Here is an 18182-nt window from a genome sequence, read left to right as displayed (position 1 = left end):
GGAGACAGCCGCATCCGGCGCGAACTTGCGCGCTCATGGCGGTGTGCCCGCGGCGGCCAGGCATCCGCGAGCGAGCTGCAAACCCAGCGCTCAAGCGGATTCCCGGGCTAAGCCGCGCCCTGGAAAATTCGATCTGCCCGCACCGCCCGTCATGTCGGCGCGCAGCCTGGAAAGAGGAGATATCGGTCAGCAGGTCCACAGTACGGGCATGGCCTCGCGCACTGCGGACGGCAATCATTCGGGGGTAGCTCGCCCATACCGTCACTGGGCAACTGGAGACCGCACGCGTTTTAAAAAGCCATTTCGGCTCAGTCTGCGTCAAAGTTCTAGTGCTCCTCGGCTACCCGCCATCACTGCATCGAAGCTTCGCTTCATCGTTCCTTCTCGCTCGCGTTCTTGCTTGCCTTCGTGCGCGCTACTCGGTCGATGCAATGAAGTGAGACTCTTGTCAAGGCGAATCATAATTCGTTTGTTCGATGATGTTAAGAAAAAAGTGCAAAAAAACTTGCGCGCAATTACGAATCGATCTACTCGGCGCGCACGTCTCGATGACGACACCATCGACACACATGTTGATCTCGACTTTCACACACGCTCCAGAGTTCCTTCATCGGGTCTTCGCACGATGAGTCGATGCGCGGCGGATCGTGTCGATGACGCGTGATCGCACACCCGCGAAGGCATCGCGCATACCTGCTCAGACACGCTTGCGATGCCGCGCGAAGTGCGGTGACGCGTTCACGCTCGCAAGCCGGAAAGCCGCATGAGCATTGGCTTTCCGGTCCTCCATCGATGTCGTTCCATGCACTGCGGATCCTTGTGCGACAGCGTTCCGCGCAGCGCTGCCGCGTCGCGTTCCTACGGGTCGCAACGCATGCGAGCACGCTCCGACTTGCGCCACCGTCGAACCATGCGCGCGCGATGCCCTGCGTCGGCGAGCAAGCTTCAGAGAGTTGCGCGTGAGCGACGAAAGAGTGATGCGTCAAAGCAACGGTTTGTGTCGTCGTTGCGAAGTCGCACGCTCGATTTCGATGCTGTCGCAGTTCCTCGCCACGTCGAAACGCTCCGCGCGCGTCTCCACATCGCGACTGGCGATGTGGTTCGTGATGGTTGGAGGAGGTACGACGCAAACGCATCAGTCGTGCAACCGAGCACGATGTTCGCCACGTCGACCCGCTGCGTCGTCAGACAATGCAGCTGCATTCGAGCGATGCGCCGCATCCGGGTTCCTACTGAGACGGATGCGATGCAGGCGTGGCGGAATTCCGAAGCACTGTGGCGACATCGCTGCAGTTGGACGATGGCTAGAGGAAAATCTCGGAACCGCCGCTCATGCTGGCGTTGTTGCACGACAGAAACCGCGCCAGGCCGCGCCGGGCGGGCAATTGCAGCAAGCGCTACATTGCGCGCCAGTGCGTACGCAAACGGATGTTGGAGATTGCGGCGCGCGGCATCCGACAGTAGATTGGCGTCGCGCCCGCCGATACCCGATCGAGCGAACCAACTTTGCAACACTGAACATTGAACTCTGAACTGGAGACCACCACCATGCGCATGACCGCCCCTCGTACCCTGCTGCGTGCCGCCGTGTTCGCCGCTGCTTTTGCTGCCAGCGCAGCGGCAATGGCGCAAGCCACGCCGACCGGCACCTGGCAGACGATCGACGACGCCACCGGCAAGCCGCGTGGCGTGATCGAGATCAGCGAAAAGGATGGCGTCTACAGCGGCAAGCTCACGAAGAGTCTCGTGCCGCATGAAGGCCCGCCCACGGTGTGCGACAAGTGCACCGACTCGCGCAAGGATCAGCCGATCATCGGCATGACGCTGCTGACCGGTCTGCGCAAGACGGCCGACAACGAGTGGACCGGCGGCGAGATTCTGGATCCCGAAAGCGGCAAGCTGTACAAGTGCAAGATGTCGCTGGCCGAAGACGGCAAGAAGCTCAACGTGCGCGGCTTCATCGGCATCAGTCTGATCGGCCGGACCCAGACCTGGGTGCGCGCGCAGTAAGCGGCGAGTCGCCAGCCATTCACTGCCTCACTGACGCCTGCGCGAACGGTGAGGCAGCTCCCCTGAGCACGCTTCGCGCACATCACCTGCTGTACAGGCATGTGACAGCTTCCTTCGGTAAGATCGTTTGCCTCTACAACGACATCCGGAGACTTTGAGCATGCGCTTCTCCCCACGCGGCCGCGTCATGGCCCTCGCACTCGCCACCACTTCCCTCATCGCCACAACCGCGCACGCCGCGGATGCCTGGCCGAATCACGTCATCAAGTTCGTCGTGCCGTTCACGGCAGGCGGTGCCAACGACCTCGTGGCACGTGCCGGCGCCGAAGCCGTCAGCAAGCGCATCGGCCAGCCGGTCGTCATCGAGAATCGTCCCGGTGCGGGCGGTATCGTTGGCGCCGACTACGTGGCAAAGAGCAAGCCCGATGGCTACACGTTCCTGGTCGGCGCAGTGGGCACCGTGACCAACGGCCTGATCCGTTCGAAGATGCCGTACGCACCGGACGATCTCGTTCCCGTCGGTTTGATCGCAGTGAGCCCGTCGGTGATCGTCGCTTCGCCCTCGGTGCCGGTGAACAACGTCAAGGAACTGATCGAGTATTCGAAGAAGCAGGGTGGCGTGCCGTTCGCTACCGCCGGCAGCGGCAGCACGCCGCACTTCGTCGAGGAAATGCTCAAGGAAAAAGGCGCGGTGCTGACCGTGGTGCCATACAAGAGCGGTTCGGAGAGCATCACGGCAGTGATCGGCAATCAGGTCGTGGCAACGTCCGAAGCGTCGATCGTGGTGCTGCCGCAGATCAAGGCGGGCAAGCTGAAGGCGCTGGGCGCGACGTGGGACAAGCGTATGCCCGCTGCGCCGAACGTCGCGACCACCGCGGAACAGGGTCTGCCCGAAGTTCGCATCGGGCATTGGGCCGGCATCTTCGCGCCGAAGGGCACAGACCCGGCCATCATCAAGAAGCTCAATGCGGAACTGAGCGCGGGCATGCAGAGCCCCGATATTCGCGAGCGCCTGATCCAGAACGGTATCGAGCCCGCAGGTGGCTCGGTGGAGAGCTTCGTCGCGTTTATCAAATCCGAGCGTGAACGCCTGGGTCGGATCGCGAAGAACGCGAACATGAGCGCCGATTAAAAATTCGCGACACGTTCACCTGCCAGGGTGACCAAATGTATGCATACGGCCCGCCTTGAGCGGGCCGTTTTTTGCATCACTGCCGTTACAAAAGCGTATTAATCAGCATACATAACACCCAAAGCATCACCCGTACGGTCATTTTCGCCGTCATTTGTATTTTTATTAAGTCATTCAACAGCGAAGCACCTTGTCTGTGAACAGGTAACAACGCAAATTGCAACGCGAATCGTTCGCATTTATATTGCGCCACGCCCGCACACATGGACTGGACAATGACTCGCCGCACGCCCCTGGCCACCGCCCTCGTAGCCCTTTTTGCCGTTCCTGCCACCCCTGCCGCCCTCGCCCAGCAAGCGCCCGCTACGGCCGCTCCTGCGCCGGCCAGCGCGTCGGAAACCGCGCCGGCAACGCTGCGCGAAATCACGGTCCAGGGCTCGGCCATCCGCGACGACTTCAGCCCGGCAGGCAGCCAGCTCTCGAAGCTGCCCGCTGAATTGCGTGACGTCCCCCAGTCCGTGACGATCGTGAACCGCGCGGTAATGGATTCGCAGGGTGCTACCTCGCTGGCCGATGCGCTGCGCAACGTGCCCGGCATCACGATCGGCGGTGCCGAGGGCGGCCAGATCGGTACCAACATCAACCTGAACGGGTTCTCGGCGCGTACCGACATGTACCTCGACGGCTTCCGCGACCGTGGCCAGTACTACCGCGACACGTTTGCGCTGGATCAGGTCGAAGTCATCATGGGTCCGTCGTCGATGCTGTTCGGCCGTGGCTCCACCGGCGGCATCGTGAACCAGGTCACCAAGAAGCCGCAGATGAAGGCCGCCACGGAGGTAACCGGCTCCGTCACCACGAACGGCCTGGTGCGCGCCACCGCCGACGTGAACACGCCAACCGGCGATACCTCCGCCTTCCGTATCTCCGCGATGGCGCAGGACGGCAAGCCGAGCACGCGCGACGAAATGACAGTGCAGGACTTCGGCATCGCGCCGTCCTGGCGCTTTGGCATCGGCACGTCCACCGAGATCACCCTGTCCGCCCTGCTCCAGCACAACGAGGACATGCCCGACTATGGCTTCCCGGCCATCAACGGTCACCCGGTCAACGTCAATCGCAACACGTACTACGGCTTCAACAACGACCGCACGCGCCAGGACATCGCCTCGCTTTCGGCCGGCGTCACGCACAAGTTCTCGCCGAACCTGCGCCTGCGCAACCAGACCTCATTCAACTACGTATCCACCGATGCGCGAGAGACGGCGCCCAATGCCGTGGGCTCGATCGATGCCTCCGGCAAATTCACGGCGCTGACCACGACCAACCTGCCGCTGTCGCAGCTCTATGTGCGCCAACAGAGCCATGACCGCAACATCCGCGATTACTCGATCTTCAACCAGACCGAACTGACCGCTGACTTCAACACCGGTCCGGTCAAGCACACGCTGCTGACGGGCCTGGAGCTTGGTCATGATGGTTACAACAACCAGAACTACTACCGGAACGGCGGCTGCGGCAGCACGCCGCTGAATGCGAACGGGGCCACCACGGGCTACGTCGCCTGCACGCCAGTGGTCGATCCGGTCTACCAGGACTCACCGTCGAACGTCGCCTCAAGCGTCGGCAACCTGCAAGGCGGTTCAGCCAACACGGTCGCCGTCTATGCCAACGATTCGATCGAGTTCAGCAAGCAATGGAAGGCGGTTGCCGGCCTGCGCTACGATCGATATATCGCCAGCATCAGCAACTCGATCAACTCCTCCAACACCAGCGGCAGCACCGTGCTGCCGTATGCCAACCAGACCGTCAACTTCACGAGCGTGCGTCTGGGCGGCATCTGGCAGCCGACGGAGCAGCAGTCGTACTACGTGTCGTATGGCACGTCGTTCAACCCGTCGCTCGAGCAACTGGTCGGCACGGTGGGCCAGCAATCGCTGGACCCGGAGAAGAACAAATCGTACGAACTGGGTGGCAAGTGGGATCTGCGCAATGGCGACTTGCAGGTCAACTCGGCGATTTTCCGCATCACCAAGGACAACGCGCGTAGCCAGATCGACGCCACCACTTACGCGCTGACAGGCAAGATCCAGGTGGACGGCTTCCGCCTGGGCATGACCGGCCGCATTACCCAGAAGTGGCAGGTGTTCGCCGGCTACACGTACCTCAATGGCGTGATCGAGAACGGCGTCGCCGCTGGCACGGAAGGCAAGGTGCCGCTCAATACGCCCAAGCACACGGCCACGGCCTGGACCAGCTACGCGATCCTGCCGAGCTGGGAAATCGGCGGCGGGGCGTTCTATATGTCGCAGCGCTATGCCAACAACACCAACACCGTACAGGTGGGCGGCTACGTGCGCTGGGACGGCATGATCGCCTACCATCAGCCGAAGTACGATGTGCGCCTGAATCTGTTCAACATCTTCGACAAGAAGTATTACGATGCACTGATTCAGTCCGACGGCGGCCGTTCGGTGCCGGGTACGGGCCGCACCGCGATGCTGTCGTTCACATACCGCATGTAAGTGCCGCCGGGGCCGCAGCGCCGGGCGGCTCCGATTTTCGCTCACTATCTATATAGATACGATGCTCGTCCGCATTCCGCAGGTTCTCAACGCCGAGCAACTGGCCATGCTGCGGGAGCAGCTCGATCACGCGGGCGACGCCTGGGTGGACGGCCGAGTCACCGCCGGATACTCCGGCGCGCCGGTGAAGTTCAACCAGCAGATCGACGAACGCTCCGAGGCGGCGGCGCAGTGCCAGCATCTTGTACTGAGCGCGCTCGAGCGCAATCCGCTGTTCATCAGCGCCGTGCTGCCAAACATCGTCTATCCGCCGATGTTCAATCGCTACAGTGAGGGCATGACGTTCGGCCTGCACGTCGATGGCGGCGTCCGCCTGCACCCGCACAACGGCCGCAAGCTGCGTACCGATGTTTCCGCCACGCTGTTCCTGTCCGACCCGGCCAGCTACGACGGCGGCGAACTGCAGATCGAGGACACCTACGGCGTGCACTCGGTCAAGCTCGCGGCCGGTGACATGGTGGTCTACCCGTCCACAAGCCTGCACCAGGTCACGCCGATCACGCGCGGTGTGCGAGTTGGCTGCTTTTTCTGGATTCAGAGCCTGATTCGCGACGATGGCCAACGCGCGCTGTTGTTCGACATGGACAACGCCATCCAGACGCTGAATCAGACCAACGCTGACGAACGCGCGCGCCGCACGCTAGTGGGCTGCTATCACAACCTCCTGCGCCAGTGGAGCGATACCTGATCCCGGCCTGGTCTTCCTCGCCTAGCCGAACTGCTCGGCCAGCGCCTGACGTGCCTGGCCAATGAACTCGCTCTCCCCGCGCCGGGCCCCCAGCAGATAGAACTCGGCCGAAGGCAGCGGCGGCAACTTCCAGCCCGCCGTGGCGGCCGCATCCAGCGGCGCGACACCCGGCCCGATGGCCGAGGCGTTCAGACATGACACGCCAAGGCCCGCCGCCAGGGCCAGATGCAGCCCGGCCACCCCGGATGCCGAATGGCCAATATCGAACGCGCGCCGCCGCCGTTTGAGCAACTGCACCACGAACTGGTGCATCGAACAGGTATCCGGTAACAGCACGAGCGGCAGCGTGGCCTGCGGCGACTCGGCGATCTCCGGTGCCGCGACCCACGCCAGCGCCTCCCGCCGCAGTACGACACCGGACTTGCGCCTCTCGTGCGGCGCAGCATCGCCCCCCAAACGGATCAACCGCATACTCAGGCCTATATCGAACTCGTCCATCTCGGCGGCAGCCTCGATGGCCGCGCTCTTCATGACCGTCACGTGCAGCTTCAGGTACGGATAACGGTCGCGCAACCGGCGCAACATGCCGGCAATCTCGCCGGGGCGAAAGTAGTCCGTCACCGCCAGACGTAGCTCGCCATCGAGCGACTGTCCGCGCAACTCCTGCATCGCCAGTTCGTTCAGCGACAGGATGCGCCGCGCGTACTCGAGCAGCCGCGCGCCGGCCGGCGTCACTGCGGCCCCCTTCTTCCCTCGAGTGAGGAGGGGGACGCCGGCACGCTCCTCAAGCTTGCGCAATTGCTCGCTGACGGACGACTGCGACAGGAACAGCCGGGGTGCCGCCGCGGACAAGCTACCGCTGTCCGCCACGGCCACGAAGGTTCTCAGTTGATCGGTCTCGAATCCACGCATGGCTGGCCTCAACGATTCGGTATATCCGATGGATAGTATCGTATATTCCCGCTTTTCCGATATCAAGGCAGCGCCTACGATGACATCACCGCAGCGGAAAATCATCCGTCGCAGCGTGAAAACCAACCCAGTCAAGGAGCCTGTCATGCCCCACATCGCCCTGCAGATTTCCGGCCATCCTGATACGGAACTCACCCGCCGCGCGGTCGCCGCGGTCGGCGAACTGACCCAGCGGGTCCTGCGAAAGGAAGCCGGCGTGATCGCCACCACAGTCACATACATCCCGCGCGAACAGTGGTTCATTGCTGGCAAACCGCTGTCGGAGTATGCCGAGGGCCGCAACGCGTTCCAGCTCGACATCAGCGTGACCGACGAGACGAACACCAAGGCCGAAAAGGCACAGTATCTCGCAGCGATATTCGGGGCGTTGTCCGAGGTGATCGGCGACGTCAATCCCCTGTCCTACATCCACGTGATCGACGCGCGGGCGGCCGCCTACGGATACGGCGGCAAGTCGCAGGAGTACCGCCACCAACACGGTTGATTCGCGCATTTCAGTCAGCAGTGTCGTGCGGGCGGCTGGCTTGTACTCCGTGCCAATGTTCACTAGTGTGAAGGGCTGCAAGCCGTCATCGTCGGCCCTTCACACCGGAGTCATTGCATGAAACAAGTCACGCTGCCCGGCGGCGAACGCGTGCCCGCGCTGGGCATGGGTACCTGGAACATTGGCGATCATCGCCAGACACGTGCCGAGGAAATCGCCACGTTGCAGCTGGGTCTGGATCTTGGACTGCGGCTGATCGACACCGCCGAGATGTATGGCGAAGGCTTGTCGGAGTCACTGATCGGCGAGGCGATCCGGGGGCGTCGCGACCAGACGTTTCTGGTCAGCAAGGTGTATCCGCACAATGCCAGTCGCAAGGGCGCGGTGGCCGCGTGCGAGCGCAGCCTGAATCGCCTGGGCACCGACCATATTGATCTCTACCTGCTGCACTGGCGCGGCGACGTGCCGTTCGAGGAAACGATCGAGGCGTTCCTGGCGTTGCGGCAAGCCGGCAAGATCCGTCAGTTCGGCGTCAGCAATCTCGACCTCTCCGACATGGAAGAACTATGGGATGTGCCGGGTGGCGATGAAGTGGCCGTGAACCAGTTGCTCTATAACCTGAGCCGCCGTGGCATCGAATTCGACCTGCTGCCCTGGCTGCGCGAGCGGGAGGTTCCCGTCATGGCCTATTCCCCGATCGAGCAGGCGCGATTGCTGCGCAGCCCGGGCCTGAAGCGTTTTGCGCAATCGATTGGAAAGTCTCCGGCGCAGGTTGCGCTGGCGTGGCTGCTCAGCCGCGACGACATCATCGCCATCCCAAAGACTGGCAACCGCGAGCGTCTGCGCGAGAACGTCGGCGCGCTGGACCTGACGCTGAGCGCGGAACAGCTTGCCGCGCTGGACGAACTGTTTCCGCCCCCGCGCCACGTGCAGCCGCTGGCGATGCTCTGAACGCGGGCCCAGGACGAGACGGAACTGGCGCCGGCTATCCTCCGGCGCCCCAATTTAGCGCTGCCCTGCCTTGTAGCGCTCTACCTCAACGTAGCGCGTGAGATAGACACGTGCCTTCTCACGCGTATCCGTGGTCACCCGATCGGCAGCCTGTTTGGCGCTGCTACGGCCGTGGGCCGAACTCATACCAGCCATCAGATATGACTGGAACGCGTCGTGCATGACCTTCAGTTGGTCCTGACAGGCACTAAGCGCACCGCCAGCCACGTCAGCCGGCACGGCCTTGCTCGAAACACCGTCGTCGACCTTGACCTGTACGCATTCCATATATTTCACGCGTTCGGCCTGCCATGCCGGCGCGACCTGTACAGACTCCTGCGCGGCGGCCTGGGTTGCCGACTCGGCCGGCGGCTGCGAGGACGAGCAGGCGGCCAGCAAAGCGGCCATCGGCAGCGTCGTCACGGCGAGTCTGATCAGGCGCCCCCGCATTGGCGTCCGTCCGGAAGATTGAGAGGCGGCAATGCCGGCGTCTGGAGGAAAGGGGGCGATTGTCTGGTGCATGCTCCAAAGACCAGGGCGGATGATTTGAGTTTCAGAAGCCATTCCACTGATTTGCAAGAAATTGCAATAAAACAGGACTGACTTGCCTCATGTCAGATAGCAAGTCACGTATTGTCAGACAAAATCGCATTTGCGGAAGTGCATCGCACGCCTATGCTTTAGAGGCGGTTAAAACACTTCAACCCTTGGAGGAAAGCATGAAACGTCGAACCTTCCTGTCCGCCGGCAGTGCGGGGCTTGTCGGTCTTACCGGTCTGGGTGCGCTGGCAGGCTGCAGCGTCACTGGCCCCACCGACTCCGGTGACAGTGCATCCAAGCGTCGTGAAATCAACGTTGGCGCAACGGATACGCTCAATCGCCTCTACGCGACAACCAAGTCCGCACAGGAACTGGGTGCCAAGGCCAAGGGCATCCTGATCTTCCCGAAGCTACTGTCGGCTGGTTTCATCGTTGGGGGTGAATACGGCGACGGCGTCCTGCGGGCGGGCGGTGCCGACCGAGGATACTATCGGGCGATCTCTGGTTCGTTCGGCTTTCAGGCCGGCGCGCAATCGAAAGCGTTCGTCCTGATGTTCATGACCCAGGAGGCGTACGACAAGTTCGTGCACAGCAGTGGCTGGCAAGTGGGCGCGGATGCCACGGTGGCCCTGGCGACGATTGGCGCCAACGGTCAGATCGATACCAATACGGCACAGCAGCCGATCATCGGTTTCGCGATGACCAATGCGGGCCTGATGGCTGGCCTGAGCCTGGAAGGCACCAAGATCTCGAAGCTCTCGATCTGACACAATTTGGCACGTTGCCAAGTATTGATTTGACGTCTTGACCGGGGGCGCCCGTCCTTGCGGGCGCCCCCGGTCACATCGCGGCAGGCTCGTGCGGCTGCCCTCGGCGAGGGCAGGAGACGTTGCCTGCCCGCGTCGCTCCCGCTCCTCCCCCCGCTTTCCATCTCTCTTCGCCGAACCTGCATCGGTATGCGCATCCGACCCCGATTGACCCGTTAGAATGCGTCCCTCCCCTTTTTCGTACGCGAGGCCGAATTCTCATGTGGTTCAAGAATCTCCAGGTTCATCGTTTCTCCGCCCCGTGGACACTCACCGCTGACGACGTTGAAGCTTGCCTGGCCAAGCACGCGTTTTACCCCGGCACCAGCCTGGAGATGCAGACCCAAGGCTGGGCATCGCCCCGCGACAACGGTCAGCTCGTACATTGCGTCAATCGCCAGATGCTGCTGGTGCTGCGCACCGAAAAGAAGCTGCTGCCGGCAACCGTGGTCAACCAGGTCACCAAGGCCCGCGCCGCCGAGCTCGAAGAGCAACAGGGCTTCAAGCCGGGCCGCAAGCAACTCAAGGAACTGAAGGAGCAGATCACGGAAGAACTGCTCCCACGCGCTTTCAGCATCCGCCGCGACACGCGCGTCTGGATCGACCCAGCCAATGGCTGGCTGGCGATCGATGCGGCCGGAACGGCCAAGGCCGACGAAGTGCGCGGGATGCTGTTCAAGGCAATTGATCCGCTGCCCGTGGCCAACCTGCACGTGAACCAGTCGCCCGTGACCGCCATGACCGAATGGCTGGCCACCGACACCGCCCCGGCCGGCTTCACGGTCGACCAGGAAATCGAGCTCCAGTCGAGCGGCGAAAGCAAGGCCACGGTCCGCTACGTCCGCCACCCGCTGGACCCCGAGGACCTGCGCCGCCATATCGCCGCTGGCAAGCGTTGCACGCGCCTGGCCATGACGTGGAACGACCGCGTGTCATTCGTGCTGACCGAAGCGCTGGTCATCAAACGCGTGAATCCGCTCGATGTCATCAAGGAACAGGCCGACGGCACGCTGCATGACGAGGACGAGCGCTTCGATGCCGACTTCGCGCTGATGGCGGGCGAGCTGGCGAGCCTGCTTACCGACCTGACCGACGCCCTGGGCGGCGAGCGCAAGGCCGAAGGCACCGAAGCCCCCATCGACGTCCGCAAGGCGGCCTGATCCCACGTGCGCCATCGCGCCGGCGAGCTCAATCGAGCGTCAGCACGACGCGCGTAGCCTGCTCGCCAGCGCGCCGCCAGACGTCCGCGACCGCGGACATCTGCGCCAGTTCGAATTCCGTACCGAGGTCGCCATCGCTGGCGCAGGCAAGGATGTCGTCGACCAGCGTCTTCACGTAGCCGCACGGCGGATGGTTGGCCGGGCCGCAGCCCATGAGCTGCACGCGCGAGTCGCGCAATGCCGCAGGCGGCAGCATCATGCTGCCGGCCCCTCGGTTCGCCGTCGTGACGACGCGCACGCCACGATCGAACATCGACATCGGCATCCCGTCGCACTGCACCAACGCGGCCAGCAGCAGTTCGAGCGCCTCGCCCCAGACGAAATCGATCACCACGTCGATCCCCTGCTCCGCAAACGAGGCGAACGTGTACTGCAGGATGCTCGGCGGCAGTGCGAGGTCGATCAGCGCATCGGCACCGAGTGTGGACAACTGTTCGGGCAGATGACCGGCGGCGATGACGCGCCCCGCCCCTTGCAGACGTGCCGCCTGCACCGCCAGGCGGCCCGCGATGCCCGACGCGCCAAGCACCAGCACGGTTTCACCAGGCTCGACGTCGGCCCGCGTCGCCAGCGGCAACCATGCGGCCAGCGCAGGCCCGACCAGCGCCGCGGCCGCCGCCGAACCAACATCGTCCGGCAGCGGCGCTACCCACTCGGCCGGCGCGTATTCGGCCATCGCGCCATACGGCGCGCGGCTGGCCCGGAAGTAGACACGCTGCCCGTCGGCGAGCCGCCCGACGCCATCGCGCCCACAGATGAACGGCAACTGCGTCGGCAAGCGGGGATGCAGCCCCTTGGCGATAGCGAGATCGGCCGGGCAGATCACTGCGGCCCGGACCTGGACCAGGGTTTCCCCATCGCTCGGATAGGGGTCGTCAAAGGTGGTGAAGCACGGCGTTTCGCCGAATTGGTGCTGGACTACGGCTTTCATCGATGGCTCTCCTTGGTGGACCCATCACGGATCCTAGGGAGCCCGAAGTCCGAAGTCTCTGAGCCGATTCTGAAAGGAGATGCGCGTAAAATCCCCCGAAAACAACGAGGAGACTCCATTGAAGCCGTCGCGCCTGTCCCTGGCCGCGCTGCTGCTCGCAGCCGCCACCACCGCCCACGCCGCCTGGCCTGACCGCCCCATCAAGCTGATCGTGCCGTTCCCGCCCGGACAGGCCACCGATATCTTCGCCCGCGCGCTTGCCGAGAAACTGGGCAAGCAACTGGGCCAGTCCGTCATTGTCGAGAACCGGGCAGGCGCCGGTGGCAACATCGGCATGGAGGTTGCCGCGAAGGCACCGGCCGATGGCTATACGCTCGTGATGGCGGGCAGCGCGATGGCGATCAACCAGACGCTTTACAAGAAGGTCAACTACGACCCGCGCCAGGATTTCGCGCCGATATCGGGCGTGTTCTCGGTGCCATTGGTGTTCCTGGCCACGCCGCAGTCGGGTTTCACCTCGCTGCGCGACCTGATCACGAAGGCCAAGGCGGCGCCGGGCAAGTACAGCTACGCGAGCGCCGGCATCGGCGGCACGCAGCACCTGTCGGCCGAAATGCTCAAGGCACAGACCGGCATCTTCGTCGTACACATTCCGTACAAGGGCAGCGGCCCGGCGCAGGCCGATTTCCTCGGCAATCAGATTCCGCTGATGGTCGATTCGGTGACGGCCGCCATGCCGCTGATCCAGAGCCACAAGGCCCTGCCGCTGGCCGTGACCACGACGCAACGCGTGCCGCAGCTCCCGTCGGTGCCAACCGTGCGCGAACAGGGCGTGCCGGGCTTCGAGGCGCTGGGCTGGGCCGTGATGATGGCGCCGGCTGGCACGCCCCCGGCCGTCGTCTCGCAGTTGAATGCGGAGGCCGTCAAGGCGCTGCAATCACCCGAACTGCACAAGTTCATCACCGACCGGGGCTCGGAGCCAATGCCGATGACGCCTGCGGAGACCGGCAAGTTTGTGGATAGCGAGATCCGGAAATGGGCGACGGTGGTGAAGCGGTCTGGGGCGACGGCGGAGTAAGCCGCCAAGAAACAAAAACGGACATCAGGCTCTCGCCCGATGTCCGCACACTACCCATTCTGGCTGCCGTCTTCTCAACGCGGCAGCCGACCCCTCAATCCCACGACAGCGCGCCGCCCGTCTGGTACTCGATGACGCGCGTCTCGAAGAAGTTGCGCTCTTTCTTCAGGTCGATCATTTCGCTCATCCACGGGAACGGGTTTTCCTCGTTCGGGAAGAGCTGGTCCAGACCGATCTGCTGGCAACGGCGGTTGCAGATGAAGCGCAGGTAGCCCTTGAACATCGGTGCGTTCAGGCCCAGCACGCCGCGCGGCATGGTGTCCTCGGCGTAGCGGTATTCCAGGTCCACGGCCTTCTTGAACAGCTCCGTGATCTCGGCCTTGAACTCGGCCGTCCACAGGTGCGGGTTTTCGAGCTTGATCTGGTTGATCAGGTCGATACCGAAATTACAGTGCAGGGATTCGTCGCGCAGGATGTACTGGTACTGCTCGGCAGCGCCGGTCATCTTGTTCTGGCGTCCCATCGCCAGGATCTGCGTGAAGCCCACGTAGAAGAACAGGCCTTCCATGATGCAGGCGAACACGATCAGCGACTTCAGCAGCTTCTGGTCGTTCTCCGGCGTGCCGGTCTTGAACGACGGGTCGGTCAGCGTATCGATGAACGGGATCAGGAACTCGTCCTTGTCGCGGATCGACTGCACTTCATGGTACGCGTTGAAGATCTCGGCTTCGTTCAGACCGAGCGATTCCACGATGTACTGGTAGGCGTGCGTGTGGATGGCCTCTTCGAAGGCCTGGCGTAACAGGTACTGTCGGCATTCCGGCGCCGTGATCTGGCGGTACGTGCCCAGCACGATATTGTTGGCGGCCAGCGAATCGGCCGTCACGAAGAAGCCCAGGTTGCGCTTGATGATGCGGCGCTCGTCCTCGGTCAGGCCGTTCGGGTCCTTCCACAGGGCGATGTCGCGCGACATGTTGATTTCCTGCGGCATCCAGTGGTTCGCGCAACCGGCCAGATACTTTTCCCATGCCCACTTGTACTTGAACGGCACGAGCTGGTTCACGTCCGTGGCGCCGTTGATCACGCGCTTGTCGGCGGCGTTCACGCGGCGCGTGCTTTGCGCGGCGGCGGCGTTGGGGTTGTTGCCAAGGATGCCCGGCTCGGTGGCTGCCGGCGGCAGCACGCCTTGCTGGTCGACCGACGTGGCGACGGCAGCGGGTTGCAGGGCAGGCTGCGGCGCGGCCTGCGGTGTGGCTTGAACGTCGTCGTCCCAGCTCAGCATGTTGTTTCTCCGATGATTCGATCAGGGGCGGCTGTGGCCAGCTTAGGCGCAACGGCTATCGATGCGCCTGGCCCTCTCCCCCAGCTCCTCCCCCGCACAGCGGGAGAGGGAAGCAGACCGAGGGTACTTTCAGGTGTTGCTTACTGGCAGGCTTCGCACTCTTCGAAGCCAGGATCGCCCGGACGCATCGTGCAGACCGCGCCCTCGGCCTCCGGCATCGCCGGTGCAGCCGACGCCGCAGCGTCGATGCCCGACTGGCCGTCAGCGCCCGACGACACCGCGTTCAGCGAACCGCGCTGCACGGTGGACTTCTCCACGTGCGTGGCGGCCATCGTGCGCAGGTAGTACGTGGTCTTCAGACCACGCAGCCAGGCCAGCTTGTAGGTGTCGTCCAGCTTCTTGCCCGAAGCGCCGGCCATGTAGATGTTCAGCGACTGGGCCTGGTCGATCCACTTCTGACGGCGGCTGGCGGCTTCCACGAGCCAGGTCGGTTCCACTTCGAACGCCGTGGCGTAGATGTCCCGCAGGTCCTGCGGAATGCGGTCGATGCGGGCCAGCGAGCCGTCGAAGTACTTCAGGTCGGCGACCATCACTTCGTCCCACAGGCCGCGTTCCTTCAGGTCGCGCACGAGGTAGTCGTTCACTACCGTGAACTCGCCCGAGAGGTTCGACTTCACGTACAGGTTCTGGAACGTCGGCTCGATGCAGGCGGACACGCCGATGATGTTCGAAATGGTCGCGGTCGGGGCGATCGCGATGCAGTTCGAGTTGCGCATGCCGTGCTGCTTGATGCGGCCGCGCAGGTTGTCCCAGTCCATCGTCGACGACAGGTCCACGTCCAGGTAGCCGCCACGTTCTTCGGCCAGCAGCTTCAGCGAATCCTGCGGCAGGATGCCACGATCCCACAGCGAACCCTCGTAGGTGCTGTAACGGCCTCGCTCTTCGGCCAGCTCGGTCGAAGCCTGGTAGGCGTAGTAGCACACGGCTTCCATCGACGTATCGGCGAACTTCACCGCGGCGTCGCTGGCGTACGGCGTGCGCAGCACGTGCAGGCAGTCCTGGAAGCCCATGATGCCCATACCCACCGGACGGTGGCGCAGGTTCGAGTTGCGCGCCTTCTCTACCGCGTAGTAGTTGATGTCGATCACGTTGTCGAGCATGCGCATCGCGGTGCGGATCGTCTTCTGCAGCTTGGCGTGATCCAGCACGTACGTGCCATCGGCCTGTTGCATCAGGTGGGCCACCAGGTTCACGGAACCCAGGTTGCACACGGCGATTTCGCTCTCGTTCGTGTTCAGCGTGATTTCCGTGCACAGGTTCGAGCTATGCACCACACCCACGTGCTGCTGCGGGCTGCGGATGTTGCACGGGTCCTTGAACGTGATCCACGGATGGCCGGTTTCGAACAGCATGCCCAGCATCTTGCGCCACAGCTGCATGGCCGGCACTTTCTTGAACAGCTTCAGTTCGCCGTTGGCGGCCTTGGCTTCGTAGCCCAGGTAGGCCTGCTCGAATGCCTTGCCGACCTTGTCATGCAGGTCCGGGCAGCTGGCCGGCGAGAACAGCGTCCATTCGCCATTTTCCATCACACGCTTCATGAACAGGTCCGGAATCCAGTTGGCCGTGTTCATGTCGTGCGTGCGGCGGCGGTCGTCGCCGGTGTTCTTGCGCAGCTCGAGGAATTCCTCGATGTCAAGGTGCCACGTTTCCAGGTACGCGCAGACCGCGCCCTTGCGCTTGCCGCCCTGGTTCACGGCCACGGCCGTGTCGTTGACCACCTTCAGGAACGGCACCACGCCCTGCGACTTGCCGTTGGTGCCCTTGATGTGCGAGCCCAGCGCGCGCACGTTGGTCCAGTCGTTGCCCAGGCCGCCAGCGAACTTCGACAGCAGCGCGTTTTCCTTGAGCGCCTCGTAGATGCCTTCCAGGTCGTCCGAGACCGTGGTCAGGTAGCACGACGACAGCTGCGAGCGGCGCGTGCCCGAGTTGAACAGCGTCGGGGTCGACGACATGAAATCGAACGACGACAGCAGCTGGTAGAACTCGATCGCGCGCGCTTCACGGTCCTTCTCTTCCAGCGCCAGGCCCATGGCCACGCGCATGAAGAACGCCTGCGGCATTTCGATGCGCACTTCGTCCACGTGCAGGAAGTAGCGGTCGTACAGCGTCTGCAGGCCCAGGTAGTTGAACTGGAAGTCGCGCGAGGCGTCCAGCGCGGCGCCCAGGCGGGCCAGGTCGTACGTAGCCAGCTTTTCGTCGAGCAGTTCGGCTTCGATACCGCGGGCGATGAACTTCGGGAAGTACTCGGCGTACTTCGTCGCCATCTCGGTCTGGGTCACTTCGGCGCCCAGGATTTCCTTGCGGATCGTGTGCAGCAGGATACGGGCGGTCACCTGGCTGTAGGCCGGGTCCTTCTCGATCAGCGTGCGCGCGGCCAGGATGGCGGAGTCGTAGACCTGCGTCATCGGCACGCCGTCGTACAGGTTCTTGAGCGTTTCCTTCAGGATCGGCTCTGCGCTGACGGCCTTGCCGAGGCCGCTGCAGGCGTTATCGATCAGCGCGTGCAACGTCGCCAAGTCCAGCTGGTACGTCACACCGTTATCGGTCACGTTGAACGACACGCCGGCTTCCTGCACGCGGGCCACCGCCTGCGCGTTGGCCTGGGCGCGTTCCTGCGTGCGCTTTTCGCGGTACAGCACGTAGGCGCGGGCCACCTCATGTTCGCCCGAGCGCATCAGCGCCAGTTCCACGTGATCCTGCACGTCTTCGATATGGAACGTGCCGCCGTTCGGACGGCTGCGCACCAGCGCGCGCACCACATTCTGGGTCAGTTGCTCGACGATCTCGCGCACGCGCGCGGATCCCGCGCCCTGGCCGCCGTTGACGGCCAGGAATGCCTTGGTCATGGCCACGGCAATCTTGTTCGGCTCGAACGACACCACGGCGCCGTTACGGCGGATCAGCTTGTAGTCCTGATAGGTAACGCCTGCAGCGACGGGGCTCTGCTGCGCAATGCCGGCTGCTGCGCCAGCAACGCCAGTCACGCCAGTGGTTTGTTGTTCGTTTTGGGCCGTTTGCATGAGGTAACTCCTGTTTTAACCCTTGTATTGAAGACTTCTGCTGAAGATGACAAAGTCCCTAGCAAAATGCGCTCCAGAAGACACTCGACACTGGCCATGCCAGGCGAGAACCAAACTGCACAGGCGTTCATTCTGCTAGGGACTCTTTTACAGCCCGACCCGGTTGAATTTTGTGACGCACACACCGCAAGCTGCTGCAGCGATGCTTCACTCTTGGGTCGGCTCCCCGGAAAAACCACTAGATATAGTGGTCACATCGAAAATCTGGGCTAAGTATAGTGAAACGAGACTGAATGACCAGTCTTGACAATCAGCTTTCACATTGCCGTGCCGGCGGTGCGGCAGCGCCACAATCCCGCAAAGCCCGCTGCCTCAAGGGTTCGC

At 63.2% G+C, this 18182-nt stretch carries 14 protein-coding genes; 9 read left to right on the top strand and 5 right to left on the bottom strand.

Annotated elements, in window-relative coordinates; translation table 11 throughout:
* Positions 1 to 1548 precede the first annotated feature (1548 nt).
* The 4 genes from RN01_RS00140 (at position 1549) to RN01_RS00125 (ending at position 6415) form a co-directional block, all read left to right on the top strand.
* Complete coding sequence (locus RN01_RS00140) at positions 1549 to 2010, top strand: DUF2147 domain-containing protein (protein WP_008645905.1); 462 nt, start codon at positions 1549 to 1551, stop codon at positions 2008 to 2010.
* A gap of 160 nt (positions 2011 to 2170) precedes the next feature.
* Positions 2171 to 3142 (top strand): tripartite tricarboxylate transporter substrate binding protein, encoded by a 972-nt coding sequence (locus tag RN01_RS00135; protein WP_017513780.1) that lies wholly within the window; start codon positions 2171 to 2173, stop codon positions 3140 to 3142.
* 275 nt (positions 3143 to 3417) lie between these two features.
* Positions 3418 to 5667, top strand: coding sequence for a TonB-dependent siderophore receptor (locus tag RN01_RS00130; RefSeq protein WP_024570921.1), 2250 nt, complete (start codon positions 3418 to 3420; stop codon positions 5665 to 5667).
* 61 nt (positions 5668 to 5728) lie between these two features.
* Positions 5729 to 6415, top strand: a complete 687-nt coding sequence (locus tag RN01_RS00125; RefSeq protein WP_008645894.1) for a Fe2+-dependent dioxygenase — start codon at positions 5729 to 5731, stop codon at positions 6413 to 6415.
* Positions 6416 to 6436: 21 nt separating this feature from the next.
* Here RN01_RS00125 and RN01_RS00120 read toward each other — a convergent pair whose 3' ends face one another.
* Positions 6437 to 7327, bottom strand: a complete 891-nt coding sequence (locus RN01_RS00120) for a LysR family transcriptional regulator (RefSeq protein ID WP_024570922.1) — start codon at positions 7325 to 7327, stop codon at positions 6437 to 6439.
* A gap of 145 nt (positions 7328 to 7472) precedes the next feature.
* Between RN01_RS00120 and RN01_RS00115 the strand changes: the two genes are divergently transcribed.
* Together RN01_RS00115 and RN01_RS00110 are read left to right on the top strand one after the other, a co-directional pair.
* On the top strand, positions 7473 to 7871 hold the full coding sequence (locus RN01_RS00115) for a 4-oxalocrotonate tautomerase (protein ID WP_024570923.1): 399 nt from the start codon (positions 7473 to 7475) through the stop codon (positions 7869 to 7871).
* Positions 7872 to 7988: 117 nt separating this feature from the next.
* Entirely contained in the window at positions 7989 to 8822 is an 834-nt protein-coding gene (locus tag RN01_RS00110) for an aldo/keto reductase (protein ID WP_017512472.1), read from the top strand.
* Positions 8823 to 8876: 54 nt separating this feature from the next.
* Here RN01_RS00110 and RN01_RS00105 read toward each other — a convergent pair whose 3' ends face one another.
* Entirely contained in the window at positions 8877 to 9284 is a 408-nt protein-coding gene (locus tag RN01_RS00105; protein ID WP_326998555.1) for a hypothetical protein, read from the bottom strand.
* A gap of 296 nt (positions 9285 to 9580) precedes the next feature.
* Between RN01_RS00105 and RN01_RS00100 the strand changes: the two genes are divergently transcribed.
* Positions 9581 to 10168, top strand: a complete 588-nt coding sequence (locus tag RN01_RS00100; RefSeq protein ID WP_017512470.1) for a YSC84-related protein — start codon at positions 9581 to 9583, stop codon at positions 10166 to 10168.
* A 260-nt stretch (positions 10169 to 10428) separates the two neighbouring features.
* Positions 10429 to 11367 (top strand): recombination-associated protein RdgC, encoded by a 939-nt coding sequence (locus RN01_RS00095; RefSeq protein ID WP_017512469.1) that lies wholly within the window; start codon positions 10429 to 10431, stop codon positions 11365 to 11367.
* A 28-nt stretch (positions 11368 to 11395) separates the two neighbouring features.
* Here RN01_RS00095 and RN01_RS00090 read toward each other — a convergent pair whose 3' ends face one another.
* Positions 11396 to 12358, bottom strand: coding sequence for a zinc-binding alcohol dehydrogenase family protein (locus tag RN01_RS00090; RefSeq protein ID WP_017512468.1), 963 nt, complete (start codon positions 12356 to 12358; stop codon positions 11396 to 11398).
* Between the two features lie 79 nt (positions 12359 to 12437).
* Between RN01_RS00090 and RN01_RS00085 the strand changes: the two genes are divergently transcribed.
* Positions 12438 to 13436: a tripartite tricarboxylate transporter substrate binding protein gene (locus RN01_RS00085; protein ID WP_051068969.1), complete on the top strand. Its 999-nt coding sequence runs from the start codon at positions 12438 to 12440 to the stop codon at positions 13434 to 13436.
* Between the two features lie 94 nt (positions 13437 to 13530).
* On the opposite strand, the gene RN01_RS00080 is transcribed toward RN01_RS00085, so the two are convergent.
* On the bottom strand, positions 13531 to 14718 hold the full coding sequence (locus tag RN01_RS00080) for a ribonucleotide-diphosphate reductase subunit beta (RefSeq protein ID WP_011517587.1): 1188 nt from the start codon (positions 14716 to 14718) through the stop codon (positions 13531 to 13533).
* Positions 14719 to 14858: 140 nt separating this feature from the next.
* The gene (locus RN01_RS00075; protein ID WP_017512466.1) at positions 14859 to 17798 is read right to left on the bottom strand and encodes a ribonucleoside-diphosphate reductase subunit alpha; all 2940 of its coding nucleotides are present in this window, start codon (positions 17796 to 17798) and stop codon (positions 14859 to 14861) included.
* Positions 17799 to 18182 lie beyond the last annotated feature (384 nt).

This window comes from Cupriavidus sp. SHE, from assembly GCF_000812445.1.
Classification (GTDB): domain Bacteria; phylum Pseudomonadota; class Gammaproteobacteria; order Burkholderiales; family Burkholderiaceae; genus Cupriavidus; species Cupriavidus metallidurans.
Note: the sequence above shows the minus strand (reverse complement) of the source record. Positions and strands in the feature narration are given on the sequence as shown.

Excerpts from the sequence above, each read along its gene's own strand:
- RN01_RS00140 (WP_008645905.1), top strand. The coding sequence starts at position 1,549 with ATGCGCATGACCGCCCCTCGTACCCTGCTGCGTGCCGCCGTGTTCGCC.
- RN01_RS00135 (WP_017513780.1), top strand. The coding sequence starts at position 2,171 with ATGCGCTTCTCCCCACGCGGCCGCGTCATGGCCCTCGCACTCGCCACC.
- RN01_RS00130 (WP_024570921.1), top strand. The coding sequence starts at position 3,418 with ATGACTCGCCGCACGCCCCTGGCCACCGCCCTCGTAGCCCTTTTTGCC.
- RN01_RS00125 (WP_008645894.1), top strand. The coding sequence starts at position 5,729 with ATGCTCGTCCGCATTCCGCAGGTTCTCAACGCCGAGCAACTGGCCATG.
- RN01_RS00120 (WP_024570922.1), bottom strand. The coding sequence starts at position 7,327 with ATGCGTGGATTCGAGACCGATCAACTGAGAACCTTCGTGGCCGTGGCG.
- RN01_RS00115 (WP_024570923.1), top strand. The coding sequence starts at position 7,473 with ATGCCCCACATCGCCCTGCAGATTTCCGGCCATCCTGATACGGAACTC.
- RN01_RS00110 (WP_017512472.1), top strand. The coding sequence starts at position 7,989 with ATGAAACAAGTCACGCTGCCCGGCGGCGAACGCGTGCCCGCGCTGGGC.
- RN01_RS00100 (WP_017512470.1), top strand. The coding sequence starts at position 9,581 with ATGAAACGTCGAACCTTCCTGTCCGCCGGCAGTGCGGGGCTTGTCGGT.
- RN01_RS00095 (WP_017512469.1), top strand. The coding sequence starts at position 10,429 with ATGTGGTTCAAGAATCTCCAGGTTCATCGTTTCTCCGCCCCGTGGACA.
- RN01_RS00090 (WP_017512468.1), bottom strand. The coding sequence starts at position 12,358 with ATGAAAGCCGTAGTCCAGCACCAATTCGGCGAAACGCCGTGCTTCACC.
- RN01_RS00085 (WP_051068969.1), top strand. The coding sequence starts at position 12,438 with ATGCGCGTAAAATCCCCCGAAAACAACGAGGAGACTCCATTGAAGCCG.
- RN01_RS00080 (WP_011517587.1), bottom strand. The coding sequence starts at position 14,718 with ATGCTGAGCTGGGACGACGACGTTCAAGCCACACCGCAGGCCGCGCCG.
- RN01_RS00075 (WP_017512466.1), bottom strand. The coding sequence starts at position 17,798 with ATGCAAACGGCCCAAAACGAACAACAAACCACTGGCGTGACTGGCGTT.